At 65.6% G+C, this 19,349-nt stretch carries 16 protein-coding genes; 8 read left to right on the top strand and 8 right to left on the bottom strand.

The genetic code is table 11. The annotated features are described in order from the left end of the window. Positions 1-381 precede the first annotated feature (381 nt). Positions 382-1,794 (top strand): chromosomal replication initiator protein DnaA, encoded by a 1,413-nt coding sequence (dnaA, locus tag ASE90_RS14195; protein WP_056001948.1) that lies wholly within the window; start codon positions 382-384, stop codon positions 1,792-1,794. A gap of 185 nt (positions 1,795-1,979) precedes the next feature. On the opposite strand, the gene ASE90_RS14190 is transcribed toward dnaA, so the two are convergent. The 4 genes from ASE90_RS14190 to secB all read right to left on the bottom strand — a co-directional run bounded on the left by ASE90_RS14190 (position 1,980) and on the right by secB (position 7,028). Then, a complete protein-coding gene (locus ASE90_RS14190; RefSeq protein ID WP_056001945.1) occupies positions 1,980-3,611 on the bottom strand; it encodes an alpha-D-glucose phosphate-specific phosphoglucomutase in 1,632 nt (543 codons plus the stop codon). A 103-nt stretch (positions 3,612-3,714) separates the two neighbouring features. Then, positions 3,715-4,719 carry a tryptophan--tRNA ligase gene (trpS, locus tag ASE90_RS14185; RefSeq protein WP_056001941.1) on the bottom strand — a complete coding sequence of 335 codons (1,005 nt, stop codon included), beginning with the start codon at positions 4,717-4,719 and terminating at the stop codon, positions 3,715-3,717. Between the two features lie 12 nt (positions 4,720-4,731). After that, positions 4,732-6,312, bottom strand: coding sequence for a murein biosynthesis integral membrane protein MurJ (gene murJ, locus ASE90_RS14180; RefSeq protein WP_056001938.1), 1,581 nt, complete (start codon positions 6,310-6,312; stop codon positions 4,732-4,734). A 215-nt stretch (positions 6,313-6,527) separates the two neighbouring features. Beyond that, on the bottom strand, positions 6,528-7,028 hold the full coding sequence (secB, locus tag ASE90_RS14175) for a protein-export chaperone SecB (protein ID WP_056001935.1): 501 nt from the start codon (positions 7,026-7,028) through the stop codon (positions 6,528-6,530). A 179-nt stretch (positions 7,029-7,207) separates the two neighbouring features. Here secB and ASE90_RS14170 point away from each other — a divergent pair, with 179 nt between their 5' ends. From ASE90_RS14170 to ASE90_RS14155, 4 genes are all read left to right on the top strand, one after another. After that, entirely contained in the window at positions 7,208-7,852 is a 645-nt protein-coding gene (locus ASE90_RS14170) for a Tim44/TimA family putative adaptor protein (RefSeq protein ID WP_414889282.1), read from the top strand. Between the two features lie 5 nt (positions 7,853-7,857). Next, positions 7,858-9,135: a murein transglycosylase A gene (locus tag ASE90_RS14165; protein WP_056001933.1), complete on the top strand. Its 1,278-nt coding sequence runs from the start codon at positions 7,858-7,860 to the stop codon at positions 9,133-9,135. Continuing rightward, a complete protein-coding gene (locus ASE90_RS14160) occupies positions 9,116-9,658 on the top strand; it encodes a Smr/MutS family protein (RefSeq protein ID WP_056001930.1) in 543 nt (180 codons plus the stop codon). The genes ASE90_RS14165 and ASE90_RS14160 overlap by 20 nt, the downstream gene beginning before the upstream one ends. A 245-nt stretch (positions 9,659-9,903) precedes the next feature. Continuing rightward, a complete protein-coding gene (locus ASE90_RS14155) occupies positions 9,904-10,836 on the top strand; it encodes a hypothetical protein (protein WP_156357741.1) in 933 nt (310 codons plus the stop codon). A 50-nt stretch (positions 10,837-10,886) separates the two neighbouring features. On the opposite strand, the gene ASE90_RS14150 is transcribed toward ASE90_RS14155, so the two are convergent. Then, positions 10,887-11,330, bottom strand: coding sequence for a J domain-containing protein (locus ASE90_RS14150; protein ID WP_056001925.1), 444 nt, complete (start codon positions 11,328-11,330; stop codon positions 10,887-10,889). A 122-nt stretch (positions 11,331-11,452) separates the two neighbouring features. On the opposite strand from ASE90_RS14150, the gene ASE90_RS14145 reads away from it, so the two are divergent. The 3 genes from ASE90_RS14145 (at position 11,453) to ASE90_RS14135 (ending at position 15,722) form a co-directional block, all read left to right on the top strand. Continuing rightward, complete coding sequence (locus tag ASE90_RS14145; protein ID WP_056001922.1) at positions 11,453-12,193, top strand: WecB/TagA/CpsF family glycosyltransferase; 741 nt, start codon at positions 11,453-11,455, stop codon at positions 12,191-12,193. A 105-nt stretch (positions 12,194-12,298) separates the two neighbouring features. Then, a complete protein-coding gene (locus ASE90_RS14140) occupies positions 12,299-14,446 on the top strand; it encodes a cellulase family glycosylhydrolase (RefSeq protein ID WP_056001919.1) in 2,148 nt (715 codons plus the stop codon). Between the two features lie 286 nt (positions 14,447-14,732). Further along, on the top strand, positions 14,733-15,722 hold the full coding sequence (locus ASE90_RS14135; protein ID WP_056001916.1) for a glycosyltransferase: 990 nt from the start codon (positions 14,733-14,735) through the stop codon (positions 15,720-15,722). Positions 15,723-15,761: 39 nt separating this feature from the next. Here ASE90_RS14135 and ASE90_RS14130 read toward each other — a convergent pair whose 3' ends face one another. Genes ASE90_RS14130 through ASE90_RS14120 form a run of 3 tightly spaced genes read right to left on the bottom strand, consistent with a single transcriptional unit; the run spans position 15,762 to position 19,332 of the window. After that, positions 15,762-16,628, bottom strand: coding sequence for a hypothetical protein (locus tag ASE90_RS14130; protein ID WP_156361589.1), 867 nt, complete (start codon positions 16,626-16,628; stop codon positions 15,762-15,764). Continuing rightward, complete coding sequence (locus ASE90_RS14125; protein ID WP_056001912.1) at positions 16,625-17,995, bottom strand: GNVR domain-containing protein; 1,371 nt, start codon at positions 17,993-17,995, stop codon at positions 16,625-16,627. The genes ASE90_RS14130 and ASE90_RS14125 overlap by 4 nt, the downstream gene beginning before the upstream one ends. After that, a complete protein-coding gene (locus ASE90_RS14120) occupies positions 17,992-19,332 on the bottom strand; it encodes an AAA family ATPase (RefSeq protein ID WP_056001909.1) in 1,341 nt (446 codons plus the stop codon). Before ASE90_RS14120 ends, ASE90_RS14125 begins: the two co-directional genes overlap by 4 nt. Positions 19,333-19,349 lie beyond the last annotated feature (17 nt).

The raw sequence follows: 19,349 nt of genomic DNA, 5'->3' as shown, positions 1-19,349 counted from the left end.
TCACACGTCGGTCCGAAGCGCCCGTCCCGCGCTGGAATGGTTCCTGCAAACCGCGCCGAATCAACGCCCGGGAAAACGGCGGAAATCCGTGGATTCGAGGATTCGGACCAAGCGAAAGTTCGCTAAGATATTGACGTAAAACGCTAAAAAATAAATCCAACGGGTTTCCGCCGCTGGGGCGCTGTCAACCGCCTTTATTTCGGTTTCGTGACTTGATCGATCGGCGTCGCGGTTCCTAAACAGCACTTCCCGACGCCGATAGCGGTGGTCGGGGCCCGCACGAATCTCCGTGTACGATCGTCGCTCCGGCGCGGTCAGGGGGGCTTTTAAACGATGGATGAACCGTGGCGGAGAAGCTGATTCTCCGGGCGGGAGGGGTGTATCTGCGTGACGAAACCGGTGGATCATGGTCAGGTTGAGGTTGCCGCGGCATGGGCCTGCGTGCGCCAGAACCTGCGTGCGTCCGCCGGACAGCGGCTGTTCGACCGGTGGCTGAAGCCGATGGAACTGGTCGCCCCCGATGGCGATGGCGTCGTCCGCCTGACGCTGCCGTCGGCCTTCATGACCGATTGGGTCCGCAATCATTATGCCGAACGCCTGACGCACGAATTCCGGGCGCAATTGCCGGAAGTGCGCGACGTGGTGGTCGAAACGGCGAGCGCGCTGCAATCGCGAATCGTACCGCCGGCCGTATTGCCGGAATCGGCGCCAGCCCCCGTCGCGCCGCCGGTGGCCTTCGCGGCCGCCGTGCCGCAGCGGGTGCCCGGCGACCGTCCGGTGTTCGATCCGCGCTATCGTTTCGACCGGTTCGTCGTTTCGGCATCGAATCGAGTCGCGTTCAATGCCGCCAAGGCGGTGGCCGAGCCGGGCGCGCCGCGTTTCAGCCCGCTATTCCTGCATAGCGGTACCGGCCTTGGCAAAACGCATCTGATGCATGCGATCGGTCATGCGTTCCTCGACGCCGATCCGGCGGCAAGCGCGACCTATCTGCCGGCCGAGCGGTTCATGTTCGAATTCGTCGCGGCGATGCGCGCGCGCGATACCCATGGATTCAAGGCGCGGCTGCGCGGGGTCGATCTGCTGATGATCGACGACCTGCAATTCGTGGCGGGCAAGGATGCGACGCAGGAGGAATGCCTGCACACGATCAACGCGTTCATGGATGCGGGCAAGCGGGTGGTGATCGCCTGCGACCGTTCGCCGGGGCTGCTGGAGGGCATCGATCCCCGGCTGCTGTCGCGGCTGGGCGGGGGGCTGGTCGCCGACATCAAGCTGCCGGAAACCGAGCTGCGCCATGCGATCCTCGCGGCGAAGCTGGCCGAGGTGCCCGGCATCGTCGTGCCCGAGGATGTGCTCGAACTGCTGGCCGGACGTATTCGCGGCAGCGTGCGCGAACTGGAAGGTGCGCTGAACCGGTTGATCGCCTATGCCTCGCTGACCGGCGATACGATCGATATGGCGTTCGCCCATGCGACGCTGGGCGAGATGCTGGCCGGGCCGGCCAAGCGGGTCACGATCGATGACATCCAGCGCGCGGTGTCCGCGCATTTCGAGGTCAAGCAGCTCGACCTGATTTCTGCCCGGCGGGCGCAGGCGATCGCGCGGCCGCGGCAGGTGGCGATGTATCTCGCCAAGCGGCTGACGACGCGCTCGCTGCCCGAGATCGGGCGCAAGTTCGGCAATCGCGACCATTCGACAGTGATCCACGCTGTTCGGCGGATCGAAGAACTGCGCGGGGTCGATCGCGAGATCGACAGTGCGGTGCGGACGTTGCTGCGCTCGCTCGAGGGTTGAGCGGATTTACGTAGAATTGATTCACGCGAAGGTGCGAAGACGCGGAGGAGTTGCGTCAGACGCTACCCTTGCCCGCGCGGGCGGCATTTCCTGCGCGGTCGCCGCCAGCGCAGGCGTCTCCCGATCGCGGAGGGGGTGCTGCGAACACAACCCCTCCGCGCCTTCGCGCCTTTGCGTGAACCCTTTTACGTAATGACGTCCGGCTCGTTGCGGCCGGTATGCTGCTGGATCGCGGCGAGCGTCTCGGCAGCGGCGACCAGCGGGGCCAGCGCATTACCGGTTTCCTGCGCCAGATCGCCCTCGGCCGGTTCGTAGCGTTCGATATAGACACGCAGCGTCGCGCCCTGCGTGCCGGTACCCGACAGGCGGAACACGATGCGCGATCCGTCGGCGAACAGGATGCGGACGCCCTGTTTGCGGCTGACCGATCCGTCGGTGCTGTCATGATAGGCGAAGTCGTCCGCCTCCGACACGGTCAGGTCGCCGATCATGGTGCCCGGCAGCGTAGCGAGACGATCGCGCAGCGACGCCACCAGCGCGTCGGCCCCCGCCTGTTCGACGCCCTCATAGTCATGCCGGGCATAATAGTTGCGGCCATGGCGCGCCCAATGATCCGCCATGATCTCGGCGACCGGCTGGCGGCGGGCGGCAAGAATGTTGAGCCAGAGCAGCACCGCCCATAGCCCGTCCTTCTCCCGGACATGGTTCGAGCCGGTGCCGGCGCTTTCCTCGCCACAAATGGTGACTAGGCCGGCGTCGAGCAGATTGCCGAAGAATTTCCAGCCGGTCGGCGTTTCGTACAGCGGCACGTTCAGCGCCTGCGCGACGCGGTCGGCGGCGGCGGAGGTCGGCATCGAACGGGCGATGCCGGCGATGCCGTCCTTGTACGCCGGGGCGAGATGGGCGTTGGCGGCGAGTACCGCGAGCGAATCGGACGGCGTCACGAAGATGCCGCGGCCGATGATGAGGTTCCGGTCGCCGTCGCCGTCCGACGCCGCGCCGAAATCGGGTGCGTCGGCAGCCATCATCCGTTCGTACAATTCATGGGCGTGGACCAGATTGGGGTCTGGGTGATGCCCGCCGAAATCGGGCAGGGGGGTGCCGTTGACGACGGTACCCGGTGCGGCACCGAGACGGCGTTCGAGGATCTCGGTCGCATAGGGACCGGTCACCGCGCTCATCGCGTCGAACGACAGGCGGAAGCCACCGGCGATCAGGTCGCGGATCGCGGCGAAATCGAACAGCGTCTCCATCAGGTCGGCATAGGCGGCGACCGAATCGACCACCTCGACGGTCATGCCGTCGACATCCTGTTCGCCGAGCGAATCGAGGTCGATGCCGGTCACGTCGCTGATGGCATAGCGGTCGATCTCCAGCGTGCGGGCATAGAGCGCGTCGGTGAAGCTTTCGGGCGCGGGGCCACCGTTCGACACGTTGTATTTGATGCCGAAGTCTTCGTCCGGGCCGCCGGGATTATGGCTGGCCGACAGGACGAGCCCGCCGATCGCACCGCGCTGGCGGATGACGTTCGAGGCGGCGGGGGTCGACAGAATGCCGCCCTGTCCGACGATCGCGCGGGCGAAGCCATTGGCGGCGGCCATGCGGATCGCGGTCTGGATGACCTCACGGTTCAGATAGCGGCCGTCGCCGCCGATCACCAGCGTCGCGCCGGCCTTCCCCTCGACCACGTCGAACACCGACTGGATGAAGTTTTCGGCGTAATGCGGTTGCTGGAATACCCGCACCTTCTTGCGCAGGCCCGACGTGCCGGGCTTCTGATCGGTAAAGGGCTTGGTGTCGACGGTGGTGCTGGTCACGAACGGCTTCCCCTGTAGTGGGTGTTCCCGAACGCATAAGGTGACGAAGGTGCCACGGACAACACATAATTATCCGTGGCATCCGATTAAATAAAACAAATATTCAAACTTGCAGCCCCAACGCCTGCTGCGCCGCCAACAGGGTAGGCCGGGCCAGCGCCTCGGCTTTCGCCGCGCCCTTGGCCAGTGTCGCTCCGACCGCCGCGCGATCGCCGAGCAGCGCCACCAGCCGGTCGCGGATCGGGCCGAGCTTGGCGACCGCCAGATCGGCAAGCGCGGGCTTGAACGCGCCGAACCCCTGGCCGCCGAAGTTGGCGAGTACGTCCTGCGACGTCTCCCCCGACAGCGCGGCATAGATGGTGACGAGGTTGCGCGCCTCGGGCCGCTCCGCCAGCCCGGCGACTTCGGACGGCAGGGGTTCCGGATCGGTCTTGGCCTTGCGGAACTTGGCCATGATCTGATCGTCCGAATCGATCAGGTTGATGCGGCTCAGGTCCGACGGGTCGGACTTGGACATCTTGGCGGTGCCGTCGCGCAAGCTCATGATTCGCGGCGTATCCTCCGGAATCATCGGTTCGGGCAGCGGGAACAGATCGACGTTGAAATCGAGGTTGAACTTGGTCGCGATGTCGCGCGCGAGTTCGAGATGCTGCTTCTGGTCCTCGCCGACCGGAACGTGCGTCGCCCGGTACGCAAGAATGTCGGCGGCCTGGAGCACCGGATAGGTGAACAGGCCGACACTGGCACCTTCGCGGTTCTTGCCGGCCTTGTCCTTCCACTGGGTCATGCGATTGAGCCAGCCGACGCGGGCGGTGCCGCCAAGGATCCACGCCAGTTCGCTATGCGCCGGCACCCGCGCCTGATTGAACAGGATCGAGCGGTCGGGATCGATGCCGGCCGCCAGCAGCGTTGCCGCCATTTCGATCGTGTTCGACGCCATTTCCTGCGGGTCCTGCGTCACGGTCAGCGCGTGAAGGTCGGCGAGGAAGAACAGGCAGACCTCGTCGACGCCCATCCGGTCCTGCAACCGTACCCAGTTGCGGATCGCGCCCAGATAATTGCCGAGGTGAAGGTTGCCGGTGGTCTGGATGCCGGAGACGACACGCATTTCTGTTTCCTATCAGGCGGCGCGCCGACGCAGCAGCGCGCGGAGATCGGCCAGCCGGAACGCTCCGGTGGCAAGGCAGGCAAGGCCGTAGACGACGGCCCCGGCGCCGACCAGCGCGACCATGCCGATGATGCGGGTCAGCACTTCGCCGGTGGTCCATGGCGCGACGATGCGGTCGGCGAAGAACAGCGCCGCACCCATCAGCAGCGCGGCGATGGCGAAGCGCGGCAGGCGATGGGTCAGTTGCCGGTCGAACGCGAAATGGCCGCGTCGCCGGAGCGTGACATAGAGCATGGCGAAGTTGACCCATGCCGCGACGGCGGTGGCGAGCGGTGGACCAATATGGGCGATGGTCGGGATGAAGGCGAGGTTCAGGACGATGTTGATGACGATCGATATCATCGCGAACCGCACCGGCGTCCGCGTATCCTCGCGCGCATAGAAGCCGGGCGTCATCACCTTGATCAGGACATAGGCGGGCAGGCCGAGCGAGAAGGCGGCCAGCGACTGGGCGCTGCGCAGCGTATCCTCGGGACCGAAGGCACCATGCTGGAACAGCGCCCGGAGGATCGGTTCGGCGACGGTCAGGAAGGCGATGGTCGCGGGCAGCGTCAGCAACAGTGCCAGTTCGATACCGCGATTCTGGGTGTCCATCGCCGCCGCGTCTTCCTTGCGCGCCAGTTGCCGCGAAATGGTGGGCAGCAGGATGGTGCCGAGACCGATGCCGATCAGCCCGAGCGGCAACTGGTTCAGCCGGTCGGCATAATAGATGTACGAGATCGATCCCTGATCGAGCAGCCGCCCCGACAGCGCGGTCGAGATCAGCAGGTTGATCTGCATCGCGCCCGCCCCGATCGCGGCGGGGACGATCAGGCGCAGCATCTCGCGCACTTCGGGGGTCAGGCGCGGGCGTTGCGGGCGGAGCGAGACGCCGGCCTGACGACAGGCGAACATCACCCAGCCGAGCTGCAACGCGCCGCCGACGGTGACCGCCCAAGCCTGTACCCGCGCCGTCGCGTACGGATCGGGGCCGTGGAAGAACAGCAGCCCGGCGACCATCGCGACGTTCAGCAGGATGGGTGCTGCGGCATTGACCCAGAATTTATCGAGCGAATTAAGGATCGCGCCGAGAAGCGACACGATCGAGATCAGCAGCAGATAGGGAATGGTGATCCGCGACAGCATGACCGCATAGACGAATTGTTCGGTCGTCGGGTTCTTGAACCCGCCCGATAGGAGATATGTGAGCGGCCATGCGGCGATCAGCATCACGACCGTCGCGGCGATCAGCACCGGCAGCAGTACCGACAGCACCGCCTGCGCGAAGCCGAGCGCGGCGGGCAGCCCCTGACCCTCCGCCGCCGCATCACCCTCGGCCACCTTCTTGTTGAAGAGCGGCACGAAGGCGGCGTTGAACGCCCCTTCGGCAAACAGGGCGCGGAACATGTTGGGCAGGCGAAAGGCGACGAGGAACGCGTCCGACGCGAACCCCGCGCCGACGAACGTGGCCTGAAGCGAGTCGCGGCCCAGTGCCAGCACGCGGCTGGCCAATGTCAGCCCGCCGACCGACCCCAGTGACTTCGCGAGTTTCATGTCGTCAGTCCGCGGCCGTGCTCATCAGGACCGATCGACATTCAACGACTCCATCTTGCTTCGTCATTCTCGCGTGGGCGGGAATCCATGGCCGCGACGGTTTCCAATGGATTGGCGACCTCTGCGCATATGGACTCCCGCCTGCGCGGGAGTGACGACAGGACGTCCGTCGGTCACAGCCCCGCGCGGCGAACGGAATGTCGATCGGCTCCAGTTCAGGCGTGGCCGGCGACTTCGCCGAGCGCGCCCTGCTGTTCGGCCTGCGACAGATAGAGCTGCGCGAAGTCGATCGGTTCGAGCAGCAGCGGCGGGAAGCCGCCATCGCGCACCGCATCGGCCAGCACGCGGCGGGCGAAGGGGAACAGGATGCGGGGGGCTTCGCCGAGCAGGAAGGGTTGCAGATGTTCGGCCGGAATGTTGCGCAGGCCGAACAGGCCGGCGAACGACAGGTCGACCAGATACATGACCTGATCCTCGACCTCGGCACGCGCTTCGATCTTCAGCACGACTTCGTGGACATCGTCGCCGACCTGGTTGGCGCCGATGTTGAACTGCACGTCCAGCTTGGGCTGACCGGCGATCTGATAGACGCCCGGCGCGCCGGGATTCTCGAACGAGAGGTCCTTGACGTATTGCGTGATGACGTTGACCGCCGGCTGGCTGTCGTCCCCGTTGGCAAAGGCGTCGATGCCGCCTGCGGCGTTCTGTTCGTCCATGTCGATCCCTGTCGGCTCGGGCGGATAGCTTTGGCGCTTCCCGCGTTAAGATGGCGCGGACTAGCAGCGGCCCGACCACGATTCAACGGGTCGACCACCCGGGCGAACGTAAGGCCGTCACGCCGTTTGTATCCGCGCTCGTTCGGTCCTATGTCCGATCGATGGAAGGAAGTGAAGGCATGGTGGTTTTTGTCGTCCTGCTCGCGATGGTCGCGGCGTTTCTCGCAATGCGGCTTTATGCCGTGCTGGGGAAGCGTACCGGTCATGAACCCTTGCCGCGCACCGCGGACGAGCGGATTGCGACGCCCGCGATCGCGCGCCCGATCGAAGTGACGCCCGAAGCGCGTGTGCTGGGTCCGCGTTATGTCGATAGCGGGGCCGAAAGCGGTCTGCGCGCGCTGATCGCCGCCGACCCGTCGTTCGACGTCGCGCAGTTCGTCGAAGGGGCGAAATCGGCCTATCGCATGATCCTCGAAGCCTTCTGGAAGGGCGACGAGTCAACGCTGGAGTGGCTGACCGAGCGCGATGTGCGCGACGCGTTCGCGCAGGCGATCGCCGATCGCAACGCGGCGGGCCATGTCCTCGACAACCGGCTGGTATCGATCGAACGCGCGGTGGTGACCGAGGCGTCTGTCGAAGGCGGCATAGCGCGCGTGTCGGTCCGCTTCGATGCCGATATCGCCGCGATCACCCGCGATGCCGACGGCAATATCGTCGCGGGTTCGATGTCCGATGCGGTCGAGACGCATGACGTCTGGACGTTCCTGCGGGTGCTCAAGAGCAACGACCCGAACTGGAAGCTTGCCGATACCGACGAAGCCTGACGTCGATGCGCAAGGGGGGATCGGCGGCGCTTGCCGCGCTGCTGCTGGTTGGCTGTTCGAATGCGATCGTGCCGCGGGGCGTGGAGACGACGACGTCGGCGCGTCCTGCCGCCCGCGCTCAGGCACCGGTGCAGCGCCCGGTTGCGGTTCGTCAGCCGACCGGTGCGGTCCCGCTGCCGCCGATTACCGGCGGCACTGCGGTCAATGGCGCCGCCACGGCGCTTGCGGCGGGGGTCGTTGCCGGACCGCCAGTCGCGACGCTGCCACTGACCGAAGAGTCCGCCGCGCGCGCGCTGGCGGCGTTTCGCATCTCCTGTCCCTCGCTGGTGCGGCGGACCGATCCGACCGGGCTGACGCAGGGGGCCGACTGGCAGGGCGCGTGTGATGCGGCACGGTCGACCGGGACGGGGCAGGCGCGGGCATTCTTCGGGCAATGGTTCGAAACCGCGCAGGTCGGCGACGGCAAGGCGTTCGCCACCGGCTATTACGAACCGGAAATCCACGGATCGCGAACGCGGCAACCGGGCTATGAAACACCGGTCTATGGTGTGCCGGGCGATCTGGTCGAAGCCGATCTCGGCCTGTTTTCGACCGATCTGAAGGGCAAGCGGGTTCGCGGTCGGGTCGATGGCGCGAAGCTGATACCCTATTATGATCGAACGGCGATCGAGGAAGGCGCGCTGGCCGGACGCGGCCTCGAAATCGCGTGGGCGGCCGATCCGGTCGAGATGTTCTTTTTGCAGGTCCAGGGTTCGGGGCGGCTGCGGCTGCCCGATGGCGGAGTCATGCGCATCGGCTATGCCGGGCAGAATGGTCGCGACTATACCGGCATCGGCAAGCTGATGCGTGACCGCGGGCTGATCGGACCGGGGCAGGCGTCGATGCAGGGGCTGATGGCGTGGCTGCGCGCCAATCCCGAACAGGGGCGCGCGGTGATGCGCGAGAACAAGAGCTTCGTGTTCTTTCGCGAACTGACCGGGCCGGGGCCGCTGGGCGCGATGGGCCTGCCAGTGACCGGCAATGCCAGCGTGGCGACCGATGTCCGCTTCGTGCCGCTGGGCGCGCCGGTGTTCCTGTCGATGGATCGCACCGATGCGTCGGGCCTGTGGGTGGCGCAGGATACCGGCGGCGCGATCAAGGGCACCAATCGTTTCGATACCTTCTGGGGGGCGGGCGACGAAGCGCGGGCGATCGCGGGCGGCATGAGCGCGCGCGGCACGGCGTTCCTGCTGGTGCCGATCGGAACCGTTGCACGGATCGCGAGTGGCCGGCCGACGCCTTGATCCGGGTGAGGCGGCGCTGTGGGCGCGGGTCGTCGCGGCGGTAAAGCCGCTGCACGGCGCGCGACCCGTCGCTCCTCTCGCGGTGCTGGAACAACATGGTGCACCCAGACCCAAACCAACCCGCCCGGTCGCGGCACCCGCCGTCAAGCCCGCGCGCGGGGCACGGACGCCCGGCGATACGCTCGACGCCAGCTGGGACCACAAGCTTGCGCGCGGGCTGGTCAGTCCCGATGCGACCATCGATCTGCACGGCCACACGCTGGCGGCGGCCCATGCCCGGCTCGATCAGGAACTGGGACGGGCGATCGTGCGGGGCGACCGGGTGTTGCTGGTCGTGACCGGTCGACCGCCACGTGCCGAATCCGAACGACCCCATGCCCGCGGGGCGATTCGGGCCGCAATCGGCGACTGGATCGCGGCTGGCCGCCATGTCGACCGCATCGCATCAATTCGCGGTGCCCATCCAAGGCATGGCGGAGGGGGTGCGCTCTACCTAATATTGCGGCGCAACCGGACGGGTTGAAAATTGCCACAGGCGGCCTGTCTCCCGTCCGTGGTAACCAATGGATTCCCCGTCGGAAATGGCCAAAGTCAAGGGATCGTAACGGATACGTACTGATCCCGATATCGTTTGCGGGAACCAGTTGCATTTCAACTAGTTGGTCCCGGTTTGGTACATTTTTGCCACGCTTGTGCTGTCCCGCAACAAGACATATGTAAAAGCCTGTCTCCGACCGGGAACGAAATGGTTACTCGACAGTAAATGCGGTGCTCGTCGAGGAGACGTTGCTGACCCGGGGGAAGACATTCGACAAACCTGTTTCCTGCCTGTGTGCGGAAAAAGGGGGACTGAATGGTGCAGGGAGTCGATCGTCGACCACCGCGCACCTCCGGGGCAACAAGGAGGATTATTTTATGGCTTTCGGTGATAACAGTGTTCTGATCACGACTGCGACCCAGCAGAACGTGGTCGCCAACGGCAACAGCGACACCTACCAGGCCGCAGACGGCGCGAACGCGTTCGTGATCGCAAACGGCAATGTCGGTAACGACCTGTTCCTCGGCTGGGGCGCGAACGACTCGATCATCAACAACCGTCAGATCTTCGACGGAAACGGCGATGGCTTCATTCAGTTCGGCTCGAACGGCGTTCTCGACATCGATCGCGTCAGCCGCCGCAACGCCGGTCAGGACCAGCTGCAGCTCGCCGGTGAAAACGCCAACATCACCGAACTGCGCTATCTCGGTGAAAAGAACGGCGGCTACGTCTATGCCGACTCGGCAACGCTGAAGAACCTGTGGGAACCCTTCGGCCGCACCAACGTGATCGAAGGCACGGTCGGCGACAACTCGTTCAACATGGCAGGCGGCGCCAAGGTGCTGTTCCATGACAACGCGCTGGGTCTGAACCTCGGTGGCGACACGATCAGCAACTTCGGCAGCGACGATCTGCTCGTCAGCACGTCGATGATCTTCGACAGCGACATGAACGACACCGTCACCTTCGGCAAGAACGGCGTGCTCGACATTTCGGGTTCGACCGGTCCTGCGGCGACCGACCCGATGGGTGGCCCGGGCGGCCAGCTGGGCTTCACCGATCAGACGTCGGTCAAGTATCTCGGTTCGAACGAAATCGGTGGCGTGACGTATTACTATTACGGCACGACCGACTCGACCTTCGACCCGACCCCGAGCGCGTAAGCGTCTCTCCGGTAACGGACGGAAAGCCCGGCACGAAAGTGTCGGGCTTTTCATTGTTCCGGCCCGATGACCGCCGCTGCGATTGCGGCGCCGTCGCCCCGGTCGCGCTGATAGGCGCGGATATCAGGGGAAAGCACATAGGCGACGAGGGCGAGCGCAACGGCCGCCGACGCACCGTCGCGGACCCGCACGGCCCGGTATCGCGATCGAGACACCGCAGCGCGATCCGAAGTCCGGCGAACGGATTGTCGCCGTTCGGTTCCGGGCGGCATCGGTCGCATGACCTTCCGTCGGTCGGCGATCCGACGCCGTTCGGGATCGGATAGCGTGCGGTAGGCGCTGATGATCGCCGCTGCGCGATCGGCGGCATCGGCATCGCACGACCGGTCGGGATGCCAGCGCGCGATCATCCGGCGAAAGGCGCGCTTGATCTGGTCCGGATCCGCTCCACGATCGATATCGAGTACCGTATAGGGATCGGCAGTATCGGTCATCGGCCCGCCTCGATTGACTATCCGTCCGAGGCATTGCTACGAGCGCGGTTGCGGGGCGGTTGAGCAACAGGCTTAGCGCCGGGTTCACCATAGTGCGCACATACCAACCCGACGGAGCAGGAATGATCGAGGCGGAAACCAGCAGGATCGGCCCGGTCGACATCGCCGTTCTGACGTTCGACGAAGCGGTTGCGGCGGTCGACGACCGTATCGACGCGGCCGATGGCGGCAGCGTCACCTTTTGCAACGCGCACAGCGTCAACCTGGCGCGCGTCGACCGGCGGCTGGTCGATGCCTATTCCGACAGCCTCGTGCTGAACGACGGGATCGGCGTCGATATGGCACGCAAGCTGTTATACGGTGCGCCGTTCCCGGCGAACGTCAATGGCAGCGACTTCATCCCGATCTTCTTCGAACGGAGCCGCCACGACCTGCGCCTGTTTCTTCTCGGCAGCCGGCCGGGCATTGCCGCACAGGCAGGCGCGATCATCACCGAGCGTTATCCGCGACATCGGATCATCGGCGTGCGCGACGGCTATTTCAAACCGGACGAAGAGCCAGCGCTGGTCAACGAGATTGCGCGATCGGGTGCGAACCTGCTGATCATCGGCATGGGCCAGCCGCGCCAGGAGATTTTTGCGGCGGAACATGCGGCAAGGATCGGGATGGCATCGATGAGCGTAGGCGCGTTCCTCGACTTTACCTCGGGTGCGATTCCGCGTGCGCCGGGCTGGCTGCGTGCGGCCCGGCTGGAATGGGTCTACCGCCTCGCGCTGGAGCCGCGGCGCATGTTCGACCGCTATGTCCTCGGTAATCCCCGGTTCATCCTCGGCGTCCTAAAGGATCGCAGGCGTAACGACTAAAATGTGATGAACGACGTGTTAGCCGGATCGCGCAACCGATTATCGACAGGCCTGGAAGTATAAAGACCGGGAAGGTCGCAAACTGCGACGGCTGCGGGGTCTGAAATGCTTGGTATCAACCTGTCTGGTGCGGAGTTCGGCAAGGGCGACCGCTATGGCTATGACTATGTCTACCCATCGCTGAAGGATCTGACCTTTTACGCGCAAAAGGGTATCGAACTCGTTCGTCTTCCGGTGAAGTGGGAACGTCTGCAGGACAAGCTGGGCGGGCCGCTCGACGAGCAGGAAATGGCGCGGCTGACCAAATTCCTCGACAATGCCCAGAGCCTGGGCATCAAGGTCGTCGTCGACGTCCACAATTTCGGACGCTTTGCCGGCAAGGCGATCGGCACGGCCGATGTTCCGGTCGAGAAGTTCGCCGATTTCTGGGCGAAGCTGGCCGATGCCATCGGCGACAAGCCGGCGGTGTATGGCTATGACCTGATGAACGAGCCGCACAACATGCCGAACAAGACGGTGTGGCCGGCGGCAGCGCAGGCGGCGGTCGATGCGATCCGGGCGCTGGGCGACAAGACCACGATCTTCGTCGAGGGCGAGAGCTGGGCCAATGCGACCAATTGGGGTTCGAACAACCCCAATCTGGACATCAAGGATCCGGCCGACAACATCGTCTACGAAGCGCATCTCTACCTCGACAAGAATCAGTCGGGTACCTATGCCGGCAGCTACGATCAGGAAGGGGCCACCGCCGATATCGGCGTAAAGCGCTTGCAGGCGTTCGTCGCGTGGCTGGAGGAAAAGGGCGCGCGCGGCTTCATCGGCGAATTCGGCGTCCCCTCGGACGATCCGCGCTGGCAGGTCGCGCTCGACAACATGCTCGACGCGATGAACGATTACGGCCTGTCGGGCACCTATTGGGGCGCAGGCAAGTGGTTCAACGGCTATAATGTCGGCCTGCTCGACAAGAATGGCAACGGGAAGGCGTCGCTCGACACCTTGCTGGCGAACCTGGCCGATGGTCGCGATGTCGGGCTCGCGCAGTTGTGGGCCCCCGATCCGGTCTCGACCGGTACGGTCAATAGCACGACGTCGGTGCCGCGGATCGGCACCGCCGCAAATTACGACAAGGTCGATTTCTCGACCGCCACGGCAGGTGTCACCGTCAAGCTCGACGGCGTGAAATATGTGTCGATCGAGGAAGTGGTCGGCAGCAATTTCAAGGACGTGCTGATCGGTGACAATGCCGCCAACACCCTGATCGGCGGCAAGGGCAACGACGTGCTCGACGGCGGGGCGGGGGCCGATATCCTGACCGGCGGCCTCGGCGACGACGTCTATTATGTCGATAACGCCCGCGACGTGCTGACCGAGCGGGTCGGCGAGGGCCATGACGTGGTTCATGCCACCGTGGACTGGGTTCTCGGCAATTCGTTCGAGGATCTGAAGCTCGACGGCACCGCGATCAGCGGCACCGGCAACAAGCTGGACAACGTCATCATCGGCAACGCGCTGGGGAATATTCTGAACGGCGGCTGGGGCGATGACGTGCTCGACGGTCTGGGCGGTGCGGACCGCCTGATCGGCGGCACCGGCAACGACACCTATTATGTCGACAATGTCGGCGACGAGACCGTCGAGGCGTACAAGGCCGGCAACGACACCGTCATCGCGACGATCGACTGGACGCTCGCCGCCAATGTCGAGAACCTGACGCTGTCGGGTGGGGCACGGCGCGGGACGGGCAACGGCAGCGACAACAAGCTGACCGCCAACGACGCCGGCAATTACCTGTACGGATTGAAGGGCGACGACATCCTGACCGGCGGCGCCGGCAAGGACTGGCTGGAAGGCGGCGAGGGTGAGGACAGGCTGTCGGGCGGGGCCGGCGACGACATCCTGACCGGCGGCACCAATCGCGACTGGCTGACCGGTGGAGCCGGGCGCGACACCTTCCGCTATCTCGCCGGCAACGAATCCAAGGGCAGCACGATGGACCGCATCCTCGATTTCACGCGCGGCGAGGACGTCATCGACCTGTCGGCACTGGACGCCAACAGCAAGATCGGGGGCAATCAGGCGATGACCTTCATCGGCACCGCCGAATTCGGTCGGAAGGCCGGGCAACTCCGCTACGAAGTGATCGACGATTACACGCAGGTCGAAGTCGATCTGAACGGCGACGGCAAGGCGGATTTCGGCATCCGGCTGGAAGAGTTCCACTACAAGCTGGCGGCCAGCGACTTCATCCTCTGATCGACGATCTGCGTCGCGCCGACGATACCGTTCGTCCCCCAGGGAGACGGACGGTATCGTCATGCCGGAGACGGGTCGCTGCACGTACTTGCTGCGGTGGGAACGAAGCCGTACATCGACCATTCCGCCTGCATCGGTCATCGCGGGAAAAAGACGGGCAGCCATCGCTATCGAAGTCCGGCGGACTGCAGGCGGAGTGTCTCGTACTTGCAGGCCAGACTTCGCGCCCGGCATGGCCTGCGGTGCCGGTAAGGACGGTCGCGACAGGACGATAGAGGGAAAGCGAATGACCGACCTGCCCCGCGTGTCGGTGGTGAGTGCCTTCTACAATCGTGGCAGCCGGGTGAGGGAATCGGTCGGTACCATCCTGGCGCAGACCTATCCGAACCTCGAACTGGTGATCGTCGACGACGGATCGACCGACGATACGCTGGCGCAGTTGAAGACGTTCGACGATCCCCGCCTCAAAATCATCTCGCGCGACAATCGCGGCTTCGTTGCCTCGATCAACGAAGCCATCCGGGCGAGCAGCGGCGCGATCGTCGCCATCCATGGTTCGGGCGATCTGTCCTTTCCCGACCGGATCGCGCGACAGGCGCAGGTGCTGGTCGACGATCCGTCGGTCGGCGTGGTCGGATGCTGGGTCGAGGATGACGAGACGGTAGGGGACGGGACGCTGGTATTCCGGCCACCCGCCGGCCTGCCGTTTCACGAGGTCCTGCTGGGCCGCAACCTGTTCACTCATGGCGAGACGATGTTCCGCCGGGCGTTGTACGATCGGGTCGGCGGTTACCGCGAGTTTTTCCGCTATGCGCAGGATCGCGACCTGTGGCTGCGCATGTCGCGCCATACCGATTATGCGATCGTTCCCGACATCCTGTACCGGCGGTTCAAGCCGGCGGGCGGGGTCAGCGCCGATCCGCAAAAGCTGGTGCTGCAGGCCTATCTGTCGGACTTCGCCGTGCAATGCGCGCTGGCGGTGGACCGGGGGGAGGACGATCCGATCGACCGGCATGGATATCTTGCCCCGTTCCTCCGCCAACGACCGGAAGTACTGGCGCGCAAGCTCGCCTGGTATGGCGCGCGCTTGATGGTGAAGGGCGATTTCGCGCGGGGGTGGCCGGTGATCGAACAGGCGCGCCGTGAGGCGGGAAGCTGGCAGGTGCGGATGATCCACGCATTGGCCGGGCTGCACACGTCGCCGGTGATCTGGGAGCGAATCGGGCGGCCGGTCCTAGCGCAGCGGCTGGCATATTTTCGCCAGTCCGACGACTGACCGGACAGGACGGCTCCGCGAGACCGTCCTGCCCGCAGTTCAGCGGATCAGGATGCTGCCGAGAACCGGTACGTCGGCCGCTTCGAGGCGCGGCAACAGCGCGTCGAGCGCGGCAAAGGGCGTCTGGGTGCGTTCGATCACCAGCAGCAGCCCATCGGCGCCACGCGCGATCGCGGCGATCATTTCGGGCGGCTGATGACCGGCGTCGACGATCGCGAAGCGATGGCCGAGGCGGATGGCGCGGATCTGTTCGACCAGTGAGACGCGCTCGACCGTCTCCGGCAGCGCGGCGATTGCCGGGCCGGCGGCGATCAGCGACAGGTTCGGCACCGGCGTCTCGGTCACGGTCGCTTCGCGGTCCTCGGCACCGGACAGGAGCGAGGTGACGCCTTCGACCGGGTCGACCGCGAACAGGCTGTGATGGGTAGGGGCGGCGAAGTTCGCATCGACCAGCAGCCCCGGTTGGCCAAGCTGTGCGACGAGCGTCGCCAGGTTCGCGGCGACGCCCGGCGCATCGTCGGTCCCGACCGCGGCGACGACGATCACGCGCAGGTCACCGCGTTCGAGATCCTCGATCGCGAACAGGCTGGAGCGCAGCGCGCGCAGCTTTACGGTCAGTGGATTGTCGGGATCATAGGCGGCGACGACGGCGCGGCTGACGCCGGTGGCGTCGGGATCGATCAGCGTGCCTGCCTCGGCCCGGGTCGCCAGCGTACGCTGAACCTGTTCGGGCGGGACGACGCCGAGGTCGACGACTGCTTCGGTGAAGCTGGCCCCGGTCCGTGCGCGATACGCCTCGATCCGGTCCAGTTCCTCGCGACCCAGCCGGTTGGCGTCGATCAGCGCAGTTTCAACGTCGCTGTAGCGATCCGCAGCTGACCGCGACGTGCTGGAACGCAACCTCATGCCGATGCTTCCTTTCCGGCGAAACCAACATTGACCGAACCACGGCTGAGATCGACCAGTACCGGCAATCCGGTCGCCCGTTCGAACCCGTCGATGGTGCGTACGCGGGGCCGGCGCCATTCGAGGAATAGCGCGAGGATGACCCCGGCGAATATGCCGCCGACGATGCCGAGCAGCACCCGCAAGCCGACGTCCGGGCTCGACGGAAGTGTCGGCGCGGTCGCGCGGTCCAGCACGCTGACGTTGGTCTGCGGAATTTCGCTCTGAAGGCGGACTTCGTTCAACCGTGCGGTGACCGCGTCATAGGCAGCGCGCGACGAGTCGACGTCGCGTTGCAGCACCGCCATTTCGTCCTGCGCGCTGGCCAGCCGCAGCACCCGCTCGCGCTGTGCCGCGACCAGACCACGCAGATTGGCCTCGCGTGCCGAGGCGGCGGCGCTGTCGGTGCGCACCGCGTCGACGACCGTGCCGACGGCCTGCCCACGCCGGGCGCGCAATTCGGCGATCTGTGCCTGTGCCGCAACGACCATCGGATGGTTCGGGCCAAGCGACTGACGCAATTGTTGCAATTCCGCCGACTTGGTCGCGATCTGCCCGTCCAGCCCCTGTACGACGGCGGATTGCTGTGCCGAGGACGACGATCCGACCGAGGTGTTGGCGCGGGCACGGGACTGGGCCGTTTCCGCCTGCGCCGTGGTCATCTGTTGCGACAGTTCGCTCAGCTGCGCCTGTTCGATGTCGAACCGGCCAGCGCCGACGAGGCCGCGTGCCTGCTGGAAGCCGCTGAGGCGACGCTGCGCCTGTTCCAGACGGTCGCGCGCCTCGTTGATCTGCGACCGGAACCACTGCGAATAGACGCGGGCCGGATCGATGCGCAGTTGCAACTGCGTCTGCACATAGGCTTCGGCAAAGGCGGTCGCGAGCTGGGCGGCTTTTTCGGGATCGGCACTCTTGTAGTTGAGCGACAACACATTGGTCGTGCGGGTAGTCACCACTTCGAGCGGGGCGACCAGCCGGCGGCCGATCCATTCGCGCAGGCCGATGCGTTGTTCGCCCGATTCGCGGTAGCGCCGGATCAGGTCGGGATCCTTGTCGTACCCGAGCTTTTCGGCGACACGCTGCGCGACGACGCCCGACCGGATGATGTCGACCTGCGTACCCAGCACCGACGCCGACGCCTTTGAGGCGCCGTTGCCGCCGGCGACCGGATCGGATTGCTGCAGATCGAACAGCAGGGTCGACGATGCGGTGTAGGTGCGCGGCGACTGCCACGTCCAGATCGCGACCGCGACGATGCAGGCGAGCGCGACGAGCGCGACCAGCCGCCAGCGGCTTTTCAGCGACTCGAGATAGTCCCAGACATTCATTGCATGGTTCCTTCGTCGGCGGCCGATGCGGGGGCAGTGCCCGTCCGCGTCGTCACGCACATCGCCAGCAGCAATTGCGGCGCGAGCACGTCGTCGAACGCCAGCCGCTGCGATCCTTCCTGCATCCGCCCGAGCGCGGGGGCGAAACTTTCGATCAAGTGGGGCACCTGCGCCGGATCATGGCCGTCGCGGATCAGGGCGTCGGTCAGGTCGGCGACGGTGAATTCGAGGTGGTTGGCGCAAGCGCGCGCAAAGCTTTCGAGCAGCGCGATCGGATAGCGGCGTTCGCCGATCAGCCGCGTGAACAGTTCGTCGTCGCGCGGATTGGTCGTCCGCCAGACCGCCTGTGCGCGGCGCAACCCCTCGGTCATCGCCGCATCGTCGACTTCCTGTTGCCCGCGATCGATCGCGACCAGACAGGCCTGCAGGCTGAACAGCCGCATGTGATAGGGCGAACCGCATGCCGCCCAGCGCAGCGCTTCCAGCGCGCTGGGTGCCATGGTCAGGCCGATGGCGTTGCTGGTCAGGCGGATGAAATTCTTCACCTCGGCATCGGCGATCGGTTTCAGCCCGACCGCGGTCAGGTGGCGGCGGACCGAAGCATGGACGTCGATCAGTTCGCTGACGTCGCCCGAGATGCCGACGAACAGCAGCCGCACCCGCGACCGCATGTCGGACAGCAGTTTCAGCAGCAACGCCAGTTGCGCCTTGGTCTCGGTATCGTCGAGCCGGTCGAATTCGTCGAGAATGAAGACGACGTCGTCGCGGTCGGCCCGCGCCAGCAGCGCGGCGACCGCGCGCGGCGTCGGCGCGGCGGACAACAGGTCGATCGCCTTGGTATATTCGTCCCCGCGCAACCCGAACGGGGCGGGGCCGAGTTCATGGAGATAGGGCAGGATCACCTGACCGAAGTCCCCGGTGCCGGCGCACGACAGATAGATGATCGTCGCGCCGCGCGCGTCGGCCATATCGCCGAATACGCGGACCAGCGATGTCTTGCCGCTGCCGCGCGGGCCGTGGATCACGGCGTGCATGCCCGATTCGAGCACCGCCTCGCGCAGCGTCTTCAGTTCGAGCTCCCGCCCGAACAGGTCGCGTGGATTGTCGACGGGCTGATTCGCGCCGAACAGGCGGACGGCGAGTGCGCGGGTACGCTCGATACGGCGTTCGGGCGACATGTCGGGGGTGGCGGCCCGGGCCGGTGCCGTCGGCGCGCGGGGGACCGGCGGGCGGGAAGCCTGCGCCGCGACCTTCAGCGGGCTGGGCAGCATCCGGCCGGTATCACCGTTGAGCTTTCGCATCAGCAGACGGACGCGCGCCATCAGTTGATCGAACATTCCGCCTCCTTCCCCGC

It is taken from the genome of Sphingomonas sp. Leaf67, from assembly GCF_001421965.1.
Lineage (GTDB): Bacteria > Pseudomonadota > Alphaproteobacteria > Sphingomonadales > Sphingomonadaceae > Sphingomonas.
The sequence above is the reverse complement of the archived record's forward strand: the minus strand, read 5'-3'. Positions and strand labels throughout refer to the sequence as shown.